This window comes from Pedobacter jejuensis (genome assembly GCF_003725795.1).
GTDB classification, from domain to species: domain Bacteria; phylum Bacteroidota; class Bacteroidia; order Sphingobacteriales; family Sphingobacteriaceae; genus Pedobacter; species Pedobacter jejuensis.
The window spans coordinates 135,644-158,179 of record NZ_RBEE01000043.1 but is presented as its reverse complement, the minus strand read 5'-3'; the positions used below and the strand labels follow the sequence as shown (position 1 = coordinate 158,179).

Below are 22,536 nucleotides of genomic sequence, written 5' to 3'. Positions count from 1 at the left end.
TGTACTAAAATCATTTCAAAAATCAAGCCAGTTGATTGGCCGGATCGTAGTTGGCAAATTTTTCTGCCACTTCGTCTAAAATGCTGTAAATGTTACTGATATCTCCTTCTGAAACCAAACGCATACGGTAAGGTTTAAAATCTGGTAAACCTTTAAAGTAATTGGCATAATGGAGGCGCATTTCAAACACACCAGTTTTCGGTCCTTTCCATTCAATAGATTTTTCCAAATGTGTTCGGCAAACATCGATTCTTTCTTCAATAGTTGGCCCGGCTAAATGTTCACCTGTTTTAAAAAAATGTTTAACCTCTCTAAAAATCCATGGGTAACCGATGGCGGCTCTGCCAATCATAATGCCATCAACTTCATATTCCATTCGCCAGTTTGCAGCCTTTTCAGGGCTATCTATATCGCCATTACCAAAAATGGGGATTTTAATACGAGGATTACGCTTAATTTCTCTTATTAAAGACCAATCGGCTTCGCCCTTGTACAACTGTGCCCTTGTTCTACCGTGAATGGTTAGTGCCTGAATGCCTACATCCTGCAATCGCTCAGCAACCTCGTAAACATTTTTACTATCATCATCCCAGCCCAAACGTGTTTTAACCGTAACAGGTAAATGCGAAGCTTTAACAACGGCTTCAGTCATTTTAACCATCTTATCAATATCTCTTAAAAGGCTTGATCCTGCTCCTTTACAAACAACATTTTTTACGGGGCATCCATAATTAATATCAACCAAATCTGGATTAGCAGCCGATGCAATTTCTGAGGCTTCACGCATATGTTCAATATCTCCACCAAAAATCTGAATCCCAATAGGGCGTTCATATTCAAAAATATCGAGTTTTTGCAGACTTTTAGCAGCATCTCTAATTAATCCTTCAGATGAAATAAACTCAGTGTACATCATATCTACACCGTTTTGCTTGCATACAAAACGAAACGGAGGATCGCTAACATCTTCCATTGGCGCAAGCAACAAAGGGAATTCACCTAAATCTATATTTCCTATCTTAACAGACATTTTCTATCTTCAACGATTAATAAAACATACAAAGGTACAAATAATGAATGTCGCTACATCCAATCAGGAAGAAATCAATCCTTTTCTGCAATTACTTTTACTTTTATTTTACGCGGTAGTTGGTGCAATTATATTCACCATTATATCTTTTGTTATAATTTTATCTATTTATGGTTTCGCAATAGTTAAAGATTATAACCTAATTGCTGCCGGCGACCCAAAATTTATAGGCGCACTTAAAATATTGCAGATTGGCACATCAATAGGAATGTTCATTGTACCACCGCTTGCATTAGCCTACACAAATAGGATAAAGCCTTCCAATTTTTATGGTTTTGGGAATCCACAGGTGATACTACTTTTTCTCGTTTTGGTTATAATGATTGTCTCTATGCCATTTATGGAATGGACGGCCATTTGGAATCAAAAAATGAGCTTACCTTCGGGCTTAAAGTGGCTGGAAACCTGGATGAAGCAGAGCGAAGAGGCCGCAATGCGGATGACGATTCAGCTTTTAACCGTCCGCAACAATTGGGATTTTGTAGTAAACTTAATTATGATTGCGGTTTTACCTGCCATAGGCGAAGAACTTATGTTCCGGGGAGGTGTACAACGTTCGCTTAATAAAGCATTTAACAATCCTCACGCAGCGATATGGATATCCGCTATAATTTTTAGCGCTATACACATGCAGTTTTATGGTTTTTTGCCAAGATTACTACTTGGTGCGGGCTTTGGTTATTTATATTATTTCAGCGGAAGCATTTGGTACGCCATGTTAGCTCACTTTATTAATAATGCTTACGCAGTTTGTATGGCCTTATATATGCAAAAACACAATATGCCTTTAGATAAAACCGAAGATCCAATTGGTTTTCCATGGTATGGCTATTTAATTAGTGCGATATTAACCATAGCTTTGTTTAACTTTTTTAAAAATACAGCACAACGTGAGCGAAAATTGGGTTAAAGTGTATACAACTGGCGATGCCTTTGCAGCCGAAGTACTAAAACAAGGATTAATTGAAGATGATATCCCTGCGGTTGTAATTAACAAGCAGCTCTCTGCTTATAATATTGGAGAAATTCATGTTTTGGTAAATAAGGTTGATTTCGATAAGGCGATTGAGTACATTGTTAAAAACGAAATTGAATAACGCGATGTATATTTTCCTTTTTCCGTCAACCCTTCTCCAACTTTCATCATGAAAACCAGGGCGATAACGGCTTTCTTTTTTACCATTGTGATGTTAGGGTCTGTGTTTTTAGGAACATACACGTTCACTGCGTTTTACTTGATTTTGAGTTTACTGTCTCTATTCGAATTTTATAAGTTGATAAAAACTTCGGGTATTAGGCCACATAGAAATATTGGTTTAGCTGCAGGTGCTTTAATTTTTTTAATGGCTGCCGGCTTACATTATTTAAAATATGATGTTAAGTACCTATTACTTTGTGTACCATTAATTTTTTCGGTTTTTATAACTGAGCTTTACAAAAAGAACAAAATTCCTTTTGCGAACATTTCTTACACATTTGTTGGCTTTGCGTACATAACTTTTCCTTTCTGTTTTTTCCACGCTTTGGGTTTTATTAGCAATTGGAGCGAATATAATTTTCACTTTCCTTTAGCCTTTTTATTAATGCTTTGGGCAAATGATACTGGCGCATATTTATTCGGCGTAAAGTACGGTAAGCGTAAATTATTTGAGCGCCACTCGCCAAAGAAAAGTTGGGAAGGCTTTTTTGGCGGGATGTTTACAAGTGCGCTTGTGGCTTACGGTTTATCCTTCATTTTTAAAGAAACAACACCAACAGTTTGGGTCGGAATGGCAATCCTAATAGCCAGTTTTGGTACCTTGGGCGATTTGGTAGAATCTATGCTTAAACGCAGTTTAGATACAAAAGATAGCGGAGGCTTGCTTCCCGGTCATGGTGGTTTGCTCGATCGTTTTGATGGCTTATTATTGGCGGCACCCGTTGTTTATGCATATCTATACCTGATTTTGTATTAGGAACTTTGCTTTGTATCATTCAAATAAAATTTTTAACGCATGGGTTTTATTTTGCTTAGATGAAGTAAAATATATTGATGGTGTTAAACATAATTTTTCCGCAGAGTTTGCAAAGGAATTCACAGAGCACACAAAGCTAGGCAGATAATTCTTTACCATATAAGACATTGAAGAACATATAAGCTTGTCCCTGAAAACTAAGCGAAGAAAATCTTCCCTTTGTTCTTAAACCCGATAAAAGCGGCAGCCCCGAATTTTTCTATGAGGGCTATAGCGATTAGCGGAACTGAAGTTACCGAAGAGCTTTTCCATTGTTTTCCGAAAATCAAAATAGTTCAATCTCCTTAAATGTATTTTACCGCAGAGGCCGCAAAGAAATGCGCAAAGCACGCAAAGCTAAGGCAGATAATTCTTTACCATATAAGACATTTAAGAACATATAAGCTTGCCTCTAAAAACAAAGCAAAGAAAATCTTCCTTTGTTTTTAAACCCGATAAAAGCGGCAGCCCCGAATTTTTCTATGAGGGCTAAAGCGGTTAGCGGGACTACAGTTTCCGAAACGATTCTGTCCTTTTTTTTCCAAAAAATTTAATTATGATATTTTAATAAAAAATTGATTTGCGATGATATAATTTTACCTCAAAGTCACAGCCTATAGGCAGCAATTTTTAACTACAGAGACCGCAAGGAATGCACAGAAAACACAAAGCTAGGCGGATAATTCTTTACCATATAAGAAATTTAAGAGGGCAAAACAGGATGTTTAACGTGAATTCGCTTATTACAATGTGCTTTCATTTTTTATTTGGCCAAAACTCTTTATCCTTTAAGCTGTAATTCATTCTATTTAATTACCTGTACCGGCTTCTTATTTTCATCAATTGCTACGAAAGTAAAATCTCCATGAACGGCAAGTTCTCGCCCTTCGGCATACATTTGTTCGATATAGATTTCAACATTTACCTTTAAACTGGTGTTGCCAACTTTAGTAACCTGACCAATTAACTCAACAATTGTTCCTGCCGGAATAGATTTTTTGAAATCAATTCTATCACTGCGTACCGTAACCATAATTTGCCTGCTAAACCGAGTTGCGGTTATAAAAGCAACTTCATCCATCATGTGCATTGCGGTTCCTCCGAAAAGCGTATCATAATGATTGGTTGTGTTTGGGAAAACAGCTTTAAAAATACTGGTTTTTGAAGCGATGATTCTTTCTTCTAGCGTCATGATTTTGTTTTATAATATTTTAGCCACGGAAACAAGATTTACACGGAATTTTTTACTTTCATTCTGTATTTTCTGGTCTCCGTGGCTAAATTAATTAATTTATATGCTCTTGTTCGTCTAAAACAAGTTCAGCCTTGCGCATCTCCTTAGCGGCTTCAACCATTTCGATTAAAGCCTTTTTCGTTTCATCCCAGCCACGGGTTTTTAATCCGCAATCGGGATTTACCCAGAGCTGGTCAGACGGAATAACTGCTTTTGCTTTTTTGAGCAAAGATATCATTTCCTCCCTTTTTGGTACTCTTGGCGAATGAATATCGTAAACACCCGGACCAATTTCATTAGGATATTTGAAATCTGCAAAAACATCTAGCAGTTCCATTTGTGAACGCGAAGTTTCTATCGTAATTACATCAGCATCCATATCTGCAATATTTTGAATGATGTCGTTAAATTCAGAATAGCACATGTGCGTATGGATCTGAGTTTCATCCTGAACACCACTTGCCGAAATCCGGAAAGCTTTAACCGCCCAATTCAGGTAACTTTGCCAGTCGGCCTTGCGCAAAGGTAAACCTTCTCTAATTGCCGGTTCATCAATCTGGATAATCTTAATTCCGGCTTTTTCCAAGTCGCATACCTCATCTCGAATGGCCAAAGCGATTTGCGTACAGGTTACAGAACGCGGTTGGTCATTACGCACAAAAGACCACTGTAAAATGGTAACTGGACCGGTTAACATTCCCTTCATGTGCTTGGTTGTCAATGATTGCGCATAAGCAGTCCATTTTACGGTCATCGCCTGCGGACGAGAAACATCGCCAAAAATTATTGGCGGTTTTACGCAGCGAGAGCCGTAACTCTGTACCCATCCATTTTTTGAAAACGCAAAGCCCGAAAGTTGTTCACCAAAATATTCAACCATATCGTTACGCTCAAATTCGCCATGAACCAAAACATCCAAATCGATTTCCTCCTGCCATTTTACCGCTTTTGCGGTTTCTTCAGCAATTAAGGTGTTATATTCTTCCATCGAGTAGGTTCCATTTTTCAGCTTTGCACGCCAACTTCTAACTTCTGCCGTTTGCGGAAAAGATCCAATTGTTGTCGTTGCAAATTGTGGTAAATTAAGGCCTTTCTGTTTTGTTTTTCTTGATGGAAAAGGACTCAAGCGTTTTGAATCTTCGCCTTTTAATGATTTAACCCTTTGTTTAACTGCCGGATTTTGAATTAAGGTTGAATTTTTTCGATTCGCAATCGCCAATTTATTTGCTTCGAGTTTTTGCAGGGTAGATGCAGGGCCTTCATTTGATGCAAGTTTTTTCAGTGTTACAACTTCGGCTACCTTTTGTTTCGCAAAGGCAAGCCATTGTTTTATTTCTGTAGAGAGGTTCTCCTCATTTGTTTCGTTAGTTAAGTCGACAGGCGAATGAATTAAAGAACAGGATGGTGAAATCCAGATGCGCTCCTGACCTAATTTTTCGGTTGCTTTATTTATTGTTTCAAGAGAATGCTCGAAATCATTTTTCCAGATGTTTCTACCATCAACTAAGCCTAAAGAAAGAATAGTTGTATCATTTAAGGCTAATATAACATCTTCTAATTGTTGCGGCGAACGTACTAAATCTACATGCAAAACATTTACAGGAAGCGAAGAGGTTAATGATAGATTATTCCCTAAACCTTCGAAGTAAGTTGCTAAAACAATTTTTAATCGGGGAAATGCTTTTCTGATTTCTTTGTAGGCATATTCGTATGCTTTCTGTTCTTTTTCAGATAAATCGAGGGTAAGAAAAGGCTCATCAAATTGAACATACTCAACTTCTAAAGCATCTAATCGCGTTAGAATATCCAAATAAACTGGCAGAAGATTTTTAATTAAATCGATTTTTTCAAAGCCCGCCTCTTTCTCTTTTCCTAATAATAAATATGAAACAGGACCAATTAAAACCGGTTTCGTAAGAACACCCAATTGTTTCGCCTCATAAAATTCATCGATAATTTTGGTTGAGAAGAGTTTGAATGGTTGGTTTTTGTAAAACTCCGGAACGATGTAATGGTAATTCGTATCAAACCATTTAGTCATCTCCATTGCAACCACATCTAAACCATCTTTTTGATAGCCTCTTGCCATAGCAAAATACAAATCTAGTTCAGAATTTCCCTTTTTAAGGATAACCTCATTATACCTTTTCGGAATCGCACCAAAAGTTAAGGAGTGATCAAGTACATGATCATAAAAAGAAAAATCATTAGATGGAATGACATCTATTCCCGATTCTTTTTGCATCAGCCAGTTCTCATGGCGAATGTTTTTACCTACCTGCAGTACATTTTTGTACCCGGTTTTTCCTGCCCAATAATTTTCGCAGACTTTTTTTAGTTCTCGTTGGTTACCAATACGCGGATAACCCAAATTTTGCGTTAGCATCTCTTTTAAAGATTAAGTAAATAAATCGTTTAAAAGCCCTTGATACAGTATTTTAAAATGTTTTGAGATAAAATTTAAAGGGTAAGGTTAATGCACAGCGATCCATCTTCGCAGCAATAAAGCTGAAAGTTAGCACCTAATAAAACGGTAATTTTATTGTACAAATCAGACCTGACCAATTGCTTTTTAACGCGAAAGCATCGTCAATTCGATATTTGGCAGGTCTCCTGACTTATCCCCAAATTATCGCCTTCCCATACCCGAAAGTACAGTGGCATTTTTGATAATTTGTTGTCTCTATTTATACAAAGACAGAACTTACAGTTGCGCGACAGTTCGTGATTTACACACGATTCCCTTTTAATCTACAGCTAAGTAAAACCGATATCGGTTGATGAAAAAATAAAGTTAAGAACTTACATCGATGGCAAATGTATGCAATATGGATAAGAATTGTTAATCAATTTAGTTTTTATACAAATTAGCCAACTAAACTGTAACAAATTTACAGCATGGATGTTAGAGATGCTTTTCTGTTATATATTTGGTATTAACCAACCAAACTTTCCCGACTATGATAGAAAACTACTTCAAAAGGTTCTGTATTGCCTTTTTGGTGTTGAGTTGTGCAACTGTTTTTGCACAAGATGTACCAACACCAAAAGCACATTTTGGATTTGATATTGGCGATGATTACCAACTCGCTAACTATACACAAACAGAAGCTTACTTTAAAAAACTTGCAGAAACATCAAAGCGTGTTAAGCTTGTAGATATTGGTAAAACCGAAGAAGGCAGATCGCAATATATGTTAATTGTAACCTCGCCCGAAAATTTAAAAAAATTAGATCGATACAAAGAAATTTCGCAGCAGCTGGCTCATGCAGAAATAACACCCGAACAAGCTAAAGCCTTAGCTCAAGAAGGTAAAGCTGTGGTTTGGATTGACGGAGGTTTGCATGCTAACGAAGTTGTTGGTGCTCATCAACTTATTCAAACAGCTTATGAATTTGCATCGAAAACAGATCCAGAAACGCTGAAAATACTAGATAATGTTATCATCCTTTTCACTCATGCTAATCCTGATGGACAAGAGCTGGTAAGTAACTGGTATATGAAGGAAAAAGATCAGAAGAAAAGAACGGTATCTGGCTTGCCAAGATTGTATGAAAAATATGCCGGGCATGATAATAACAGAGATTTTTTTATGCTCAATTTAAAAGAAACGCAAAATATGGGTCGCCAGCTTTTTGTAGAATGGTTGCCTCAGATTATGTACAATCATCATCAGGCTGGTCCGGCCGGAACAGTTGTTGCAGGCCCGCCTTATCGCGATCCATTCAATTATGTTTTCGATCCAACTGTTTTAACCAGTTTGGATGCTGTTGGAGCTGCGATGCACAACAGAATGAACGTAGAAAATAAGCCAGGTTACACGCAAAGAGGTGGTTCAGTTTATTCTACCTGGTACAATGGCGGCTTAAGAACGACAACATATTTTCATAATATGATTGGCTTGTTGACTGAAATTATTGGCAGCCCAACTCCTTCAGAAATTCCTTTGGTTCCGGCGAGGTTGTTACCAAATGGCGATTCGCCAAACCCAATTACACCTAGAAAATGGTATTTCAAAAACTCCATAGATTATTCAGTTTCTTTAAACTACGCTGTTTTAGGTTATGCACAACGTTATCACGATGAATTGCTGTACAACATTTATCAAATGGGAAAAAACTCTATTGATAGAGGTAAAAAAGATAATTGGTCTTTCTCACCTAAAAAGATAGATGCGATAAACGCTGCGGGCAAAACATCGGCATCAGCAACTGCGCCAGGAGAATTTGGCAGAGGAAGAGGAATGAGCATTAAAGCATTTGATACGGTGATGAATGCGCCGCTAAATCGTGATGCACGAGGATATATTTTATCTGCTGATCAGCCAGATTTTAATTCAGCCATAAAGTTTTTAAATGCTTTAATCAGAACAGGAATCTTAGTTCAAAAAGCAACTGCTCCGTTTACAGTTGCTGGTAAAAGTTATCCGACAGGAAGCTATGTTGTAAAAACGGACCAAGCTTTTAGGCCGCATGTTTTGGATATGTTTGAGCCACAAGACCATCCGAATGACTTTAAATATGAAGGGAGTGCACCAATTCCGCCATATGATGCAGCAGGATGGACACTGGCTTACATGATGGACGTAAAGTTTGATAGATTACTTGACGATTTTTCAGGTCCTTTTGAGCGGGTTCCGTTCGGTCAGTTGTTAAAGCCAGAAAATAAACTGCCATCGGGTTCGAGTTATGTGTTGGCTTCAGCCCAGAATGATTCTTACACGGCAGTTAACGATTTACTAAAAAGTAAAGTTGATGTGTTTCGTTCTTCAGAAAACGGCGATTTTTATGTATCGGCTTCTGCAAATGCAAAGAGCATTTTACAGAAAGCGAATGTGAAATTAAAATCAGCCTCTGCTCCAAAAAGTAAAACTAAAATCGAAGCTGGTAGAATTGCGCTTTGGGATACTTATGGTGGCTCGATGGCTTCGGGTTGGGTGCGTTGGTTGATGGAACAATATCATTACAACGCTACGGTTATCTATCCGCAGGATATTGACGCTGGTGATTTAAAAACGAAATATGATGTGATTGTATTTGTTGGTGGAGCAATACCAGCATTGCCAACGGCCGGCTCCACTGGCAGAGGCGGCGGCGGTCTGGGTGCTCCAATGCCTCAAAATGTACCAGATGAATACAAAAAACAAACTGGTAGAATTACTGCTGATAAATCTATTCCACAAATTAAAAAATTTATGGAAGATGGTGGCAAAGTTGTAACCATCGGTTCAAGCACAAGCCTCGCTTACCACTTACAATTACCCGTTCGCAATGCGATGGTAGAAATTGTTAATGGAACGGAAAAAAGATTGCCCGATGAAAAGTTTTATGTCCCGGGCAGCGTGCTGAATGTAGAAGTTGATAACAAGCAGGCAGCCAATTGGGGCATGGAAAAGGAAGCTGATGTTTATTTTGATAACAGCCCTGTTTTCAAATTAACCGGTGATGCCATTGCTTCAGGAAAGATAAAACCTTTAATGTGGTTTAATTCTGCAACGCCACTGCGTAGCGGTTGGGCTTGGGGGCAAGCGTATTTGCAAGACGGCGTGACCGCTTTCGAAGCCAATATTGGTAAAGGAAAACTTTATGCTTTCGGACCAGAGATTGCTTTCAGAGCTCAAACACATGGAACATTTAAACTGATATTTAATCAATTGTATAAGTAAAAATCAACTTCCTACAAGCTTTCACATAATAAACAAAGGCAATTTTCTTATTGAAGATTGCCTTTGTTTATTATATTTTAAAATCTAAAAAGTAGATACTACTTTTTAGAAAAAACTCTTAATTCGTTCTGATACACATAATATAAATTGTCTGTTACGTTATCTATCTCATAAACCGGTTTAGCCATGTCGATGATTATTTTATCTACTTCCACGCCATCAGACTTTCTAACTTTTACTAGATAATTTGATTGGTCTGACTCGCCTCTTGCAAAGATGAAAGCAAAATCATTGTTTTGTTTTAAAGCCTTAAAACGCGAATTCATTTTACTGGTAATATTTGTTGTTATGGCACCAGAAATAAAATTATTAGTTGAAGCTTTATTGGCTAATTTCTGCCTATCGCTATCACTTAATAAATAACCCTCTTTTATTTTACCATTAGCATCTCTAGAAACATAGGTAGCTTCAGATAAACCTTGTTGTAGGCTTGACTTCAGCCCAAAATATGAACTACCAACCATGCCGCCAATTTTCAATAATCTTCTAGCTCCTTCACCTGGTTCTTTGTATGTTTTTTGAAACTTAGTGGTTCCATCTTTATTTACACCAATTACTTCATATTCGCCTGTTAACGATACACCCCAATCAAATAGGCCAATTGTAGAAAGTGTTTTATCATCTTTAACTTTTACTTTCGCAAACGCTTCAGGTTTCTCTTGTGCCGATGGATCAAACTTATATAGTTTTTCATCATTGAAAACTAGAAAGGATTTTGTCGATTCATCATAAGCATATAACAGAGGTAATTTAGGGTCGAACTTTATATTTCCTTTCCATATTTTCTTACCTGAAGTATAATCAACCATGTTGCCATAGGTTCCGGTTAAATAAAAAACTTTGTTGTTATCAATTCTATTTAAAAAGTAAACAGCATCAGTTTTATCATCACTAATTTCTATAAAGTTTTTCCATTTTTGTTTGCCATCATTATCAATCAAGCTCATCTCGTTATCAGCTATGTACAAATAATCATTATCAATTGGTATAACACGTTTAATGTCATCACCTTTGGCATCTTTTTTCCATATCTTTTTACCTGTTGAATAATCGAAAAAATTAAATCCGGTGGAATGAGCAATAAGAAATTTGTTGCCCCAATCTTCTATGTACGAGATGTATTTAGTTACGATATCTTCTTTAAAAAGTTGACTGCCATTATCAGAATTAATAACATTTAAAGCTCTTTTTGAAGAAAGGATACTGCCAGCGTTTCGCATGGTTATTACGTGCTTAGCATCATTTGAAAGATAGAATCGATTTACGTTTTCTGGAGCGGTCCAGTTTATTTTGCCTGTTTGCTTATCTAATTTGAATAACTTATTATTTATTGTTGTGTAAATGGCATCATCTGTGGCAATCAATTCATCTTTGGTGGCTAATTTGTTTGCTATATTAATGCTAAAACTTTTAAGCATACTTTCTTTTGTGCCAACAATAGTTGCCCATTTGTCTTCGCCTGTTTTCAAATCATACAAAACACATTTAAATTCTTTTCCCTCCGTAGTTAAAAACAAAAATTTATCTTCTCCCTGGATGTATTGGCTAAGCACAATTCTATAGGGTTTTGTTGCTGAATTGAATATTATCTTTCCATCTAAAGCATTTAGTATTACATCTTTTCCATTTATATTAGCTTGTATAAATGGTGTATTATCTAAAAAGTTCAATTTATCAGTTGATTGAAGTAGCTTAGAAATGTCTAAATCATTAGCAAAGTCAGCAGCTTTATTTAAAGTTCGAGCACCGCTCATTTTTCCTATTTGCTCGTCAGTTATCACCCAATCAATTGAATTAGATTGTGGATTAAAAGATGAAACTTTACCTGATTCCTTTACAATAATGTTTCCTGTTAAATTATTTAAAAGAATGGTTTCAATTTTGGTGTCAAATTTTGACACATAATCTGCTTGCCGCTGGGCGGTTGCACTAAGAGAGATGACTGTGGAGGTTAAAATTGTAAAGAACGTTTTTTTCATGCCTAATTATAAATTTTATATAGGTTAGTTAAGAAAATTGTGCCATTTTCTTAAGCTAATGTAATTCAGTAGTTTATCAGTTTTTAATTATTTTTAAAAGGGCAGTAATTTCCCTTAATGGGCAAATATTTACACAACTTGAGTAACTATGCGGGTAGGTATTTTACTTTCCGCTTACGCTGATTCTTTCTTAATCCGGTATTTTTGATTTATGAAAGTAGAAATCTGGTCGGATGTAATGTGTCCGTTTTGCTATATTGGGAAACGCCATTTTGAAAAAGCTATAGAAGCTTTACCCTTTAAAAATGAGATTGAAGTTGAGTGGAAAAGCTATCAGCTAAATCCTGAATACCATAATACAAACAATGAAAATGTTTATGATTATTTGTCGAGAAGCAAAGGTATGCCAATTGAACAAGCCAAACAAATGACTAAGCAGGTTGTGGAGATGGCTGCTGATACGGGTTTAACAATTGATTTTGATAAAAATATTCCTGCAAATACTTTCAATGCCCATCGTTTAATTCATTTAGCTGCTAAACATAATCTCCAGGATTTAGCAGAGGAAAAACTTTTCGAAGCCCATTTTGTACGCAGCTTAAATATTGGGGAAGATGCTGTTTTATTGCAACTGGCAGAAGAGATAGGTTTGGATAAAACTGAAGCCAAAGAGGTTTTACAAAGCAATAAATTTGCAGAAGAGGTACGTTATGATATATACGAAAGCCAGAATTTAGGTATTCGTGGTGTGCCGTATTTTGTAATGGATAGAAAGTATGCTGTTTCAGGAGCGCAACCTGTACAGGCTTTCACAGATGCTTTAACGCAAAGTTTTACAGAGTGGAAATCATCTCAACCAAAAACAAACCTAACCTCGTTGAATAAAAATGATGATGCAATTTGTGATGAAAATGGTTGTGAGATTTAGATTATTGTTTCCCGCAGATTAAGCTAAGTACGCAGATTTTTCGAGTTCAGAAATCACCATCAGATGAAAAAGTATTCAATAATTCTGAGCTTCTGGGGCAAATACATAATTTTTGGGTCTAGAGGTGTATCGGTCGGTGCCTTCACAGACAGAATATCTAGGATGCTTTGCAGGCATCTAGCATGAAAATCTACTTCCTGCAGATTATGCTAATTACGTAGATTTTTCGTGTTGGGAAATCACCATCACATGAAAAAGTATTTCAATAATTCTGAGCCTTCTGAGTTTCTGTGGCAAAAAAAATCATTTTGGTCTAGATGCATCAAAATAAAATTATCTTCCCTTTAGCGGCGTTAACAAATATTCTAAGCCATTAACCCTAATTTCGAACATGGTTGCCATTAAATCACCTAATTTTCCTTTTGGGAAACCTTTATCTTTATACCAAAGCAAATAACTTTCGGGTATGTTGCAAATTAAATAGCCTTTATATTTACCGTAAGGCATTTGCATTTTAACTAAATCGAGTAATAACGTTGGGTCTAACATTAATCTATCAACTCTAGGGTTTGAATGGCTTCTTCAACAGTTACAACATTATCAAAAGCGATTCTTAAAGTATTTTTTACCTCTTTCAAATTACACATTCGCGGGTGATTTTGTGCGAAAGTTAAAATTTTAGTAAAAGTCTCTGAATCAAAATACCTCGATTGTTTATCACTAAGAAAATATCCGCGTAAACTATTCTTTTTAAAACTGATTTTTTCGAAACCTAATTTCTTGCCCAACCACTGCAGCCTAACTACACTCAACATTGTTTTAACCTGCGGAGGTACCGGACCAAATCTATCAGCTAAATGCTTTTCAAAAACGGCTAATTCTGTTTCATTGCCAAGTTTAGATAGCTCGGTGTATAAGTTATATCTTTCCGTAATATTGGTAATATATGCGTCTGGAATATACAGTTCCAAATCGGTATCAACCTGCGTAAAACCTACAAATGGGCGATTGGGTTCATGCTCAAATAAGCCTTTAAATTCGGCTTCTTTCAATTCCTGAATGGCTTCATCTAATATTTTATGATACATCTCGAAACCAATTTCGGCAATGAAACCACTTTGTTCTGCACCTAACAAATTTCCACTTCCGCGAATATCCAAATCTCGCATGGCTACATTAAAACCACTACCTAAATCAGAGAATTCTTCAATAGCACTTAATCGTTTTCTGGCTTCAGATGTTAAAGTTGAAAGCGGTGGCGACAATAAGTAGCAAAATGCTTTTTTATTGCTTCGCCCAACGCGACCACGCATTTGATGCAAATCGCTTAAGCCAAACATGTGGGCGTGGTTAATAATAATGGTGTTGGCGTTTGGAATGTCTAAGCCGGCCTCAATAATTGTGGTCGCAACCAGAACATCTTTTTCCCCATTAATAAAATCAAGCATTACATCTTCCAAAGCATCGCCATCTAACTGACCATGAGCAATACCAATTCTTGCTTTCGGAACCAATTTCTGAATTAAACCTCCTAATTGCATCAAATCATTCACCCGATTATGAATAAAAAATGCTTGTCCGCCTCTATCCAACTCAAATTGAATTGCTTCCTGAATTAATTTATCATTAAAAACATGCAATTCGGTACTAACCGGTTGGCGGTTTGGCGGCGGTGTGCTTATAATTGATAAATCTCTCGCACCCATTAACGAGAAATGTAGTGTTCGTGGTATCGGGGTAGCTGTAAGGGTTAAAGTATCTACATTTACACGCACAGCTTTTAATCGTTCTTTCGCCGTAACGCCAAATTTCTGCTCTTCATCAATAATCATGATGCCGAGGTCTTTAAACTTCACGTCTTTACTAAGCAAGCGGTGTGTACCAATTAAAATATCAACTTTTCCGGCTGCGGCTTCTGCTAATGTATCCTTAATTTGTTTGCTGGTTTTAAAACGATTGATGTAATCAACCGTAACCGGAAAATCTTTTAATCGCGAAGAGAAGGTTTTAAAGTGCTGAAGTGCCAAAATGGTTGTAGGTACCAAGATTGCAGCTTGTTTGCCTTCTGCCACAGCTTTAAAAGCAGCACGAACCGCAATTTCTGTTTTGCCAAAACCTACATCACCACAAACCAGCCTATCCATCGGGTGTGGAGATTCCATATCCCTTTTAACATCCTGAGTAGCTTTTAGCTGGTCGGGCGTATCCTCATAAATAAAAGATGCTTCGAGTTCTGTTTGTAAATAACCGTCTGGAGAAAATGCAGTTCCGGCCTGCGTTTTCCGTAAGGCATAAAGTTTTATTAAATCGCGGGCAATGTCTTTAACTTTTTTTTTTGTGGTTTTTTTCAGCTTATCCCAGGCATCTGTACCTAGTTTATTCATTTTAGGTACGCCACTATCTTTACCGCTGTATTTCGCAATGCGATTTAAGGAGTTAATGTTTACGTAAAGCAAATCATTATCTGCGTAAATAAGGCGAATCATTTCCTGTGTTTTGCCATTCACCTCAACCTTTTCTAATCCTGCATATTTACCAATACCATGGTCGATATGAGTTACGTAATCACCAGATTTTAATTCCCGAAGATCTTTTAGTGTTATCGCCTGGCTTTTTTGATAGCCTTTTTTTAATTTGTATTTGTAGTAACGGTCAAAAATCTGGTGGTCGGTGTAAAATGCAGTTTGTATTTGCGCATCAACAAAACCTTCACGCAGCATACTATTAATCGGTGTAAACTTCGCAGTTTTATCAATGTCTTCTAAAATGGCATACAAGCGCTCAATTTGCTTAGGCGAATCGGTAAAAATAAAGTTTACGATACCAGCCTTTTCATTCTCTTTCAGATTATGAATCAGTAGGTTGAAATCTTTATTAAACGAAGGCTGTGGTCGGGTTTCAAATTCAAAACGATTTTCTGTTTGATAAAAAAATTGTTTACCAAACTCTATAATCGGGAAATCTTGAAGGTGATCGCCAAGCAATTTCTCATCGGTAAATGCAAATTTCGGGTCAATCCAATCGGGGTTTTGAGTTTTCTCTGCTAGTGATAAAGCTTTCCAAAGTTCAACGGCTTTTTTATAACCTGCCTTAACAATATCTAGGGTAAATTCGACATCTTTAAACCAGAGTTGGGTATCTTTATCAATATAATCCAGTATGCTGATGTTGCTTTCTGTTAAAAATTTTGCCTGTACATTTGGTACAATAGTCAGCGATTTTACATCGGCCACCGAAAGTTGACTTTCTATTTCAAAGCTTCTGATGCTCTCTACTTCATCACCAAAAAACTCAATGCGGTATGGCAAATCTGATGAGAACGAAAAAATATCTACAATACCGCCACGAATAGAAAACTGTCCGGGTTCATAAACAAAATCCCTTCTGTCGAAATCGTAATCAATCAAAAACTCGTTTATAAAATCGATGCCTAGCTTGGCGCCCAGACTAATTTCGAGCGTATTTTTTTCTAAAGCAGAGCGGTCGATAACCTTCTCGGCAATGGCTTCTGGGTAAGAAACTACAATTTTTCCGTACTCCGAATCGTGATTAAGTTCATTCAAAACCTCGGCACGGGCCAATACATTTGCGGTATCTACCTGTGTAAAATCAAACGATTTACGGTAAGAAGAAGGGAAAAGCAAAACTTGTTTATCTAAAACACTTTCCAAATCAGAAAGAAAATAAGCCGCTTCTTCCCTATCAGGCAACACAAAAAATAATGGTTTATGTAATAAGAAATACGATGAAAGTGCAACCAAGGCATCGGCAGAACCTACCAATCCTTTCAATTGTATTTTCGGGTTCTTAGAAGTGTTCAACGCTTTGGTAAATTGCGTTACCCTATCGTCGGTTCTGTATCTGTTTATTAAATCGCGAATATTCAAGGCACAAAAATAAGCTTATCTTTTATATTTAACCGCAAACTTGTGTAAAGGTTTTTTTAAGTTTACAGCTAATTAGTTATTAAAACAGAAAAATTTCTTCGAAGCAATAAAGCACTTTGTCGTTTATATTTTAGGGTTGGTCGAATTAATGCTTCTTTCTGTAACAAAACTTTTTCCTTTACTTCTAATTCATATAAAAAGCAAAACATGAAACATTTAAAAAGCTTTCCAATTGAACTTGTTTTCTGGGTAGTAGCTTTAGTTTTATTGGCAAATGCAAATGCTCAGGAGCATCACTTTACAATTTGTCCGCTAGCAAATTTAGGCTTTGCAGATTGGTGCCCCGGATGCGGCTTAGGAAGAGCAATAAGCCATATTTTACATGGTGAGTTTGCCGAAAGTTTTAAAGAACATTGGTTCGGTTTGCCGGCTTTAATAATTATAGTTTATAGAATAGTAACATTGATACAATACAAAAGAAACAAAAAATACATAACAATAAACACATAAAATCATGGATATATTTCAATCACCTCTAATGTCGTTACCAGGTATAACACCAGAGGAATACTCATACTTACAACAAGCAACAACAGGCTTAACAGAACAACAGCTACGTAACTTTTTAATGGTTTATAGCAGCAAAAGAAAGAATCCGTCAGACATGCTTATATTCTGCTTAATAGGTTTACTTATTGTTCCTGGTCTGCAAAGGTTTATCATCGGGCAGATAGGAATGGGAATTTTGTTCCTTTTAACCTGGGGTTTATGTTTAATCGGCTCAATTGTAGATATTATAAATCACAAAACCCTTTCTTTTGAACACAACCAGAAGATGGTTTTCGAAAGTTTGCAAATGGTTAGAATGGGTGGCTTTCAATAATTGCCCAATTTTTAGAAAAGCAAAGACAGCGCAATTTTTAACGTTAGTCCCGCCATACACTACAAGTCCGCACCCGATGAAAAATCGGGTTTGCGGGCTTTTCGTTTCTGTCGGGTTTATTTTATTTTGGTTCTCCAAAACTCACTAAATTTTTTACCCACCTTGCCTTTTAAACTTTATAAGTTTGCCCAAATTTTTATCTTTATAGCATGAGATTATCAGAAATAACCAATTACCTGGAAAGCATTGCACCTTTAAATTATCAAGAAGATTACGATAACTCGGGCTTAATAGTTGGCGACCCAAATATGGATATCACAGCGGCTTTGGTTGCTTTGGATTGCGTAGAGAAAATAGTTGATGAAGCAATATCTAAAGGCTGTAATTTGATAATTACCCATCACCCCATTGTTTTTAAAGGCTTAAAAAAGTTAAACGGCAAAAACTACGTTGAGCGGGTAATACTTAAAGCGATAAAAAATAACATTGCTCTTTATGCCATTCATACCAATTTAGATGCTGTTCATACAGGAGTTAACTCAAAAATTTGCGATAAATTAGGTTTAAGTGGCATTAAAGTCCTTTCACCAAAATCTGGCCTATTAAAAAAATTAGTTACATTTTGTCCGCAAGCACAGGCCGAACAATTACGCTCGGCACTTTTTTACGCCGGCGCCGGTAATATTGGCAACTATAGCGAAGTAAGTTTTAATGGTGATGGCTTTGGCACTTTTAAGGCCAATGAAAATGCGGCGCCGTTTGTTGGCGAAAAAGGAATGCGCCATCATGAACCAGAAATAAGAATCGAGGTAATTTATCCTATTCAGACAGAACGTAAAATTTTGCTGGCATTGTTCGAAAATCATCCTTACGAAGAGGTTGCTTATGATTTATTCAATTTGGAGAATAAGCACCAGCAAGTTGGCTCAGGAATGGTTGGTTGGTTAGAGTATGATATGGATGCTTACGATTTTTTACACATGGTTAAAGATAAAATGCAGGCAAAAGTTGTTCGATACACTTCGGTTCTCCCAAAAAGGATAAAGAAGGTAGCCGTTTGCGGTGGCTCTGGAAGCTTCCTTTTAAAAGAAGCGATTGCTGCTGGGGCAGATGCTTTTATAACTGCAGATTTTAAATACCACGAGTTTTTTGATGCAGAGGAAAAATTAATCATTGCCGACATCGGACACTTTGAAACTGAACAATTTACCTCTAATTTATTGGTTGAAATTATTCAGAAAAAATTTACTAACTTTGCAATCCGTTTAACGGAGCAAAATACAAACCCCATAAATTACTTGTTTTAATGGAACAAACCGTAGAACAAAAGCTAAAAGCTTTATACGAATTACAAAATATCCACACAAAAATTGATAAAATTCGCCAGGTTAGAGGTGAGTTACCAATGGAAGTTGCTGACCTTGAAGATGATGTGTTAGGATTAGAAACCAGAATCCAAAAAATTAAGGCAGAACTTGATGACCTTGAAGATTCTATCGTAACGCGTAAAAACACGATTAAAGATGCTCAAGCAGGCATAAAAAGATACGATTCTCAATTAAAAGAAGTTAAAAACAATCGCGAATACGATGCTTTAACTAAAGAAATTGAAATTCAAGGTTTAGATATTCAGGTTTCTGAAAAGAAGATTAAGGAACACGGTTTCGAAATTACTTCAAAAACTGAAATTTTCGAAGCTGCGAAAGCAGAATTAGAAGGCAGAAAAAAAGACTTAGAGGTTAAAAAAAGCGAGCTAGATGTAATTACTGCAGAAACTGAAAAAGAAGAGCAGGATTTACAAAAGAAAGCAGATAAAGCTGAACCTACAATTGACGACCGTTTACTAGTTGCTTACAAACGTTTGCGCAAAAATGCAGTTAATGGTTTAGCAGTTGTAACTATTGATCGCGATTCCTGCTCAGGTTGTTTTAATCAAATTCCACCTCAACGCCAGTTAGACATTCGTCAACGTAAAAAAATTATAGTTTGCGAACATTGCGGACGAATTTTAGTTGATGAAGCGTTAACGCATGAAGTAGCAGAAGCTTAACTAAAAGCAAATATTATTTAAAAAGTCTTGATGCAAATCAGGACTTTTTTTTGTTTAATAAAGCCAAATTAGTTTGCTATAGCGGAGTAAGTTCAACTATTTATTGCCCTCAAATTAAGGTACAATATTTGTACACCTTTTCAGAATCAAACACAAATTGCATTAAATACTACAATGATTAAAGGCTTAAAATTTGTTGCTATTTCTTTTATAATCACCCTCCTTTTCCCCAAAAATACATTTGCCAATTTCGATTTTAATAACAATTGCCTAAATGCTTATAAAAGTATTTTCGAACTTAAGTTGGGAAATGCAAAAGCCTACATTTCAACAGAAAAAAAGCAGCATCCAAATAACTCAATTATACCTTTGCTCGAGAACTATGTAGATTATTTCACCTTGATAACATCGGGTAGTAAAACAGATTTCGATAAGTTAAAAGGAAACAAAACTTCACGATTGGATAAAATAAGTGATGATGATAAGAATTCTCCTTACTATTTATATGCACAGGCAGAAATAAATTTACAATGGGCTTTAATCCGTGGGCGGTTTGGGGAGTTTTTCAACGCCGCAATGGAGATTAGAAAAGCGAACAATTTACTGCTGGAAAACAAAAAAAAATACCCCAACTTTTTGCTAAATGATAAAGGTTTAGGATTAATTAACACCGTTTTAGGCAACCTTCCCGATGGTGCCTTGAAAAGTGCATTATCAACACTTGGCATTAAAGGCAATACACAAATTGGTTTATCAATGCTAGATAAACTTGCTGAAACCTTACCAAAATCAACATACGAACCATTTTACGAAGAAGTGGTTTTTTATTATGCTTATGTGCTAACCGATGTTGCGCACAGCTCATCGGCATATGCCAAAACCATAAAATTTACAGAACGTATTGCAGATACCAGTTTACTAAAATCATACTTGCAGAGTTATGTTTGTATTAAAACAGCACATAACGATGAGGCTATAAAAATTTTAGCCAACAAACCTGAAGGAGGTGTTTATCAGCCATTTCCTTACTTAGATTATTTGGAAGGCATAGCCCATTTAAACAAATTAGATTTAAATGCAGCTTCATATTTTAACAAGTTCCTACAAACAAATAAGGGCGTAAATTATATTAAAGATGCTAATCTTCACCTCGGTTGGATTGCGCTCATTAAAGGCGATAAAACTGGCTACTCTTCTTTTATTTCCAAGGCGGTAAATGCAGGTTACTTATACAATGAGAAAGATAAACAAGCTCAAAACGAGGCTTCAGCTCCGGCACCACCAGTCGATTTACTGAAAGCAAGATTATTATATGATGGTGGATATTTATCGAAAGCTTTGCAATTGTTGGACGATAAAAAAACAGCTGATTATAATTCTGATAAAGATAAAACAGAATTTAATTACCGCCTGGGAAGAATTTTTGATGATTTAGGGAAAGATAATCAAGCTTTAAATTATTATCAAGCAGCAATAACTCAAGGCAAAGGACTAAAATATTATTTTGCCGCAAATGCATCCTTGCAAATGGGTAAAGTTTATGAGAAGAATGGGAATAAGCTAAAAGCAAAAGAGGCTTTCAATAATGCCATATCTATGAAAAATCATGAATATGAAAACAGTATTGAAAGCCAGGCAAAAATGGGTTTAAAAAGAATTGGTTTTTAAAAGCGATAAACAAAAGCATTTATGTGCATTCCTGCGCCAACTGATGCAAATACAGCTACATCACCCTTCTTTACTTTATAGCCTTTAACCTGCTCTTTTAACACTAAATCTAACAAGGTTGGGATAGTCGCAACAGAACTGTTTCCTAACCAACTAATGGTCATAGGAACCAGGTTTGCCGGAACCACATCTGAACCATAAAGCTTGAATAATCTTTTCATGATAGCGGCATCCATTTTACCATTGGCCTGATGAACGAATACGATGTTTACATCTTCAATACTTAATCCGGCTTTATCAATTGCTTTTTTAATTACTTGAGGAACCTGAATTACCGCAAATTCATAAAGCTTTCTGCCATTCATTTTAAGATAAGAATTTCCGTTTGCTTCGTTAGGATTGGAGCTTTTGCCCATGGTTAGTAAACCGCCATGGTTAAGCGAGTGGGTTTCTGTTTTGTGTGCAAGAATACCAATTTTCTCCTCAGAAGATACACCTTCAAAAATTACAGCCCCAGCACCATCAGAAAAAATCATGCTATCTCTATCATGCGGATCAATAATTCTGGATAATGTCTCAGCTCCAATGACTAATACACGTTTTGCATCGCCACTTCTAATAAAATAATCTGCCTGAATTGTTCCTTGCACCCAACCCGGACAGCCAAAAATAACATCATAAGCAACACAATCCGGATTTTCTATTGCCAGTAGTTTTTTAACTTTGGATGCCAATGAAGGTAAAATATCTGTACGATTGCTATTTAAAGGAATATCGCCAAAGTTGTGGCAAAAGATGATATAATCTAAAGTTTCCTTGTCAATTCCTGCATTTTCAATTGCCTTTTTTGCGGCTAAAGCACCTATTTGGTTGCTTAACTGATCGGAGTTTGCATATCTTCTTTCAACGATTTCAGTTATCTCTGAAAACTTATGAATGATTTCTGAATTGTCTTTTTCTAAGATATTTCCATTCTCAAAAAAAGTAGAATTTAAAAATTCATTACCGGAAATAACATTTTCAGGGATATAACTTCCTGTGCCGATAATTGTAGTTTGTATAGTTGTGCTCATAATTATAATACCGCATACTAAAAC

Annotated in this window: 17 protein-coding genes and 1 riboswitch; of the genes, 10 read left to right on the top strand and 7 right to left on the bottom strand. The window is 36.3% G+C overall.

The genetic code is table 11. From position 1 onward, the window contains the following. Positions 1–22: 22 nt before the first annotated feature. Positions 23–1,030 (bottom strand): tRNA dihydrouridine synthase DusB, encoded by a 1,008-nt coding sequence (gene dusB / locus D7004_RS17275; protein WP_123207073.1) that lies wholly within the window; start codon positions 1,028–1,030, stop codon positions 23–25. Positions 1,031–1,073: 43 nt separating this feature from the next. Here dusB and D7004_RS17270 point away from each other — a divergent pair, with 43 nt between their 5' ends. Genes D7004_RS17270 through D7004_RS17260 form a run of 3 tightly spaced genes read left to right on the top strand, consistent with a single transcriptional unit; the run spans position 1,074 to position 3,045 of the window. Beyond that, complete coding sequence (locus D7004_RS17270) at positions 1,074–2,000, top strand: CPBP family intramembrane glutamic endopeptidase (protein ID WP_123207072.1); 927 nt, start codon at positions 1,074–1,076, stop codon at positions 1,998–2,000. After that, positions 1,981–2,187, top strand: a complete 207-nt coding sequence (locus D7004_RS17265; protein WP_123207071.1) for a putative signal transducing protein — start codon at positions 1,981–1,983, stop codon at positions 2,185–2,187. Before D7004_RS17270 ends, D7004_RS17265 begins: the two co-directional genes overlap by 20 nt. A 48-nt stretch (positions 2,188–2,235) precedes the next feature. Next, a complete protein-coding gene (locus D7004_RS17260) occupies positions 2,236–3,045 on the top strand; it encodes a phosphatidate cytidylyltransferase (protein WP_123207070.1) in 810 nt (269 codons plus the stop codon). 844 nt (positions 3,046–3,889) lie between these two features. On the opposite strand, the gene D7004_RS17255 is transcribed toward D7004_RS17260, so the two are convergent. Together D7004_RS17255 and metE are read right to left on the bottom strand one after the other, a co-directional pair. Continuing rightward, complete coding sequence (locus D7004_RS17255) at positions 3,890–4,276, bottom strand: acyl-CoA thioesterase (RefSeq protein WP_123207069.1); 387 nt, start codon at positions 4,274–4,276, stop codon at positions 3,890–3,892. Positions 4,277–4,370: 94 nt separating this feature from the next. Further along, on the bottom strand, positions 4,371–6,704 hold the full coding sequence (metE, locus tag D7004_RS17250; RefSeq protein WP_123207068.1) for a 5-methyltetrahydropteroyltriglutamate--homocysteine S-methyltransferase: 2,334 nt from the start codon (positions 6,702–6,704) through the stop codon (positions 4,371–4,373). Positions 6,705–6,903: 199 nt separating this feature from the next. Beyond that, positions 6,904–7,105: riboswitch (cobalamin riboswitch) on the bottom strand. Between the two features lie 173 nt (positions 7,106–7,278). Here metE and D7004_RS17245 point away from each other — a divergent pair. Beyond that, positions 7,279–9,984, top strand: a complete 2,706-nt coding sequence (locus D7004_RS17245; RefSeq protein ID WP_123207067.1) for a M14 family metallopeptidase — start codon at positions 7,279–7,281, stop codon at positions 9,982–9,984. 98 nt (positions 9,985–10,082) lie between these two features. On the opposite strand, the gene D7004_RS17240 is transcribed toward D7004_RS17245, so the two are convergent. Continuing rightward, complete coding sequence (locus D7004_RS17240) at positions 10,083–12,023, bottom strand: outer membrane protein assembly factor BamB family protein (RefSeq protein WP_123207066.1); 1,941 nt, start codon at positions 12,021–12,023, stop codon at positions 10,083–10,085. Positions 12,024–12,234: 211 nt separating this feature from the next. On the opposite strand from D7004_RS17240, the gene D7004_RS17235 reads away from it, so the two are divergent. Beyond that, positions 12,235–12,951 (top strand): DsbA family oxidoreductase, encoded by a 717-nt coding sequence (locus D7004_RS17235; RefSeq protein WP_123207065.1) that lies wholly within the window; start codon positions 12,235–12,237, stop codon positions 12,949–12,951. 333 nt (positions 12,952–13,284) lie between these two features. On the opposite strand, the gene D7004_RS17230 is transcribed toward D7004_RS17235, so the two are convergent. Both D7004_RS17230 and mfd read right to left on the bottom strand, forming a co-directional pair. After that, positions 13,285–13,500 (bottom strand): DUF3820 family protein, encoded by a 216-nt coding sequence (locus D7004_RS17230; protein WP_123207064.1) that lies wholly within the window; start codon positions 13,498–13,500, stop codon positions 13,285–13,287. Further along, the gene (gene mfd, locus D7004_RS17225) at positions 13,500–16,838 is read right to left on the bottom strand and encodes a transcription-repair coupling factor (RefSeq protein WP_123207063.1); all 3,339 of its coding nucleotides are present in this window, start codon (positions 16,836–16,838) and stop codon (positions 13,500–13,502) included. The genes D7004_RS17230 and mfd overlap by 1 nt, the downstream gene beginning before the upstream one ends. A gap of 207 nt (positions 16,839–17,045) precedes the next feature. Here mfd and D7004_RS17220 point away from each other — a divergent pair, with 207 nt between their 5' ends. From D7004_RS17220 to D7004_RS17200, 5 genes are all read left to right on the top strand, one after another. Next, positions 17,046–17,348, top strand: coding sequence for a DUF2752 domain-containing protein (locus D7004_RS17220; RefSeq protein ID WP_123207062.1), 303 nt, complete (start codon positions 17,046–17,048; stop codon positions 17,346–17,348). Positions 17,349–17,352: 4 nt separating this feature from the next. Continuing rightward, positions 17,353–17,721 carry a TM2 domain-containing protein gene (locus tag D7004_RS17215; protein ID WP_123207061.1) on the top strand — a complete coding sequence of 123 codons (369 nt, stop codon included), beginning with the start codon at positions 17,353–17,355 and terminating at the stop codon, positions 17,719–17,721. A gap of 209 nt (positions 17,722–17,930) precedes the next feature. Continuing rightward, complete coding sequence (locus tag D7004_RS17210; RefSeq protein WP_123207060.1) at positions 17,931–19,028, top strand: Nif3-like dinuclear metal center hexameric protein; 1,098 nt, start codon at positions 17,931–17,933, stop codon at positions 19,026–19,028. Further along, positions 19,028–19,771, top strand: a complete 744-nt coding sequence (locus tag D7004_RS17205) for a zinc ribbon domain-containing protein (protein WP_123207059.1) — start codon at positions 19,028–19,030, stop codon at positions 19,769–19,771. Before D7004_RS17210 ends, D7004_RS17205 begins: the two co-directional genes overlap by 1 nt. A 174-nt stretch (positions 19,772–19,945) precedes the next feature. Continuing rightward, a complete protein-coding gene (locus D7004_RS17200) occupies positions 19,946–21,439 on the top strand; it encodes a tetratricopeptide repeat protein (protein WP_123207058.1) in 1,494 nt (497 codons plus the stop codon). Here D7004_RS17200 and D7004_RS17195 read toward each other — a convergent pair. Continuing rightward, positions 21,436–22,512, bottom strand: coding sequence for a 3-oxoacyl-ACP synthase III family protein (locus D7004_RS17195; protein ID WP_123207057.1), 1,077 nt, complete (start codon positions 22,510–22,512; stop codon positions 21,436–21,438). The genes D7004_RS17200 and D7004_RS17195 overlap by 4 nt on opposite strands. Between the last annotated feature and the right edge of the window lie 24 nt (positions 22,513–22,536).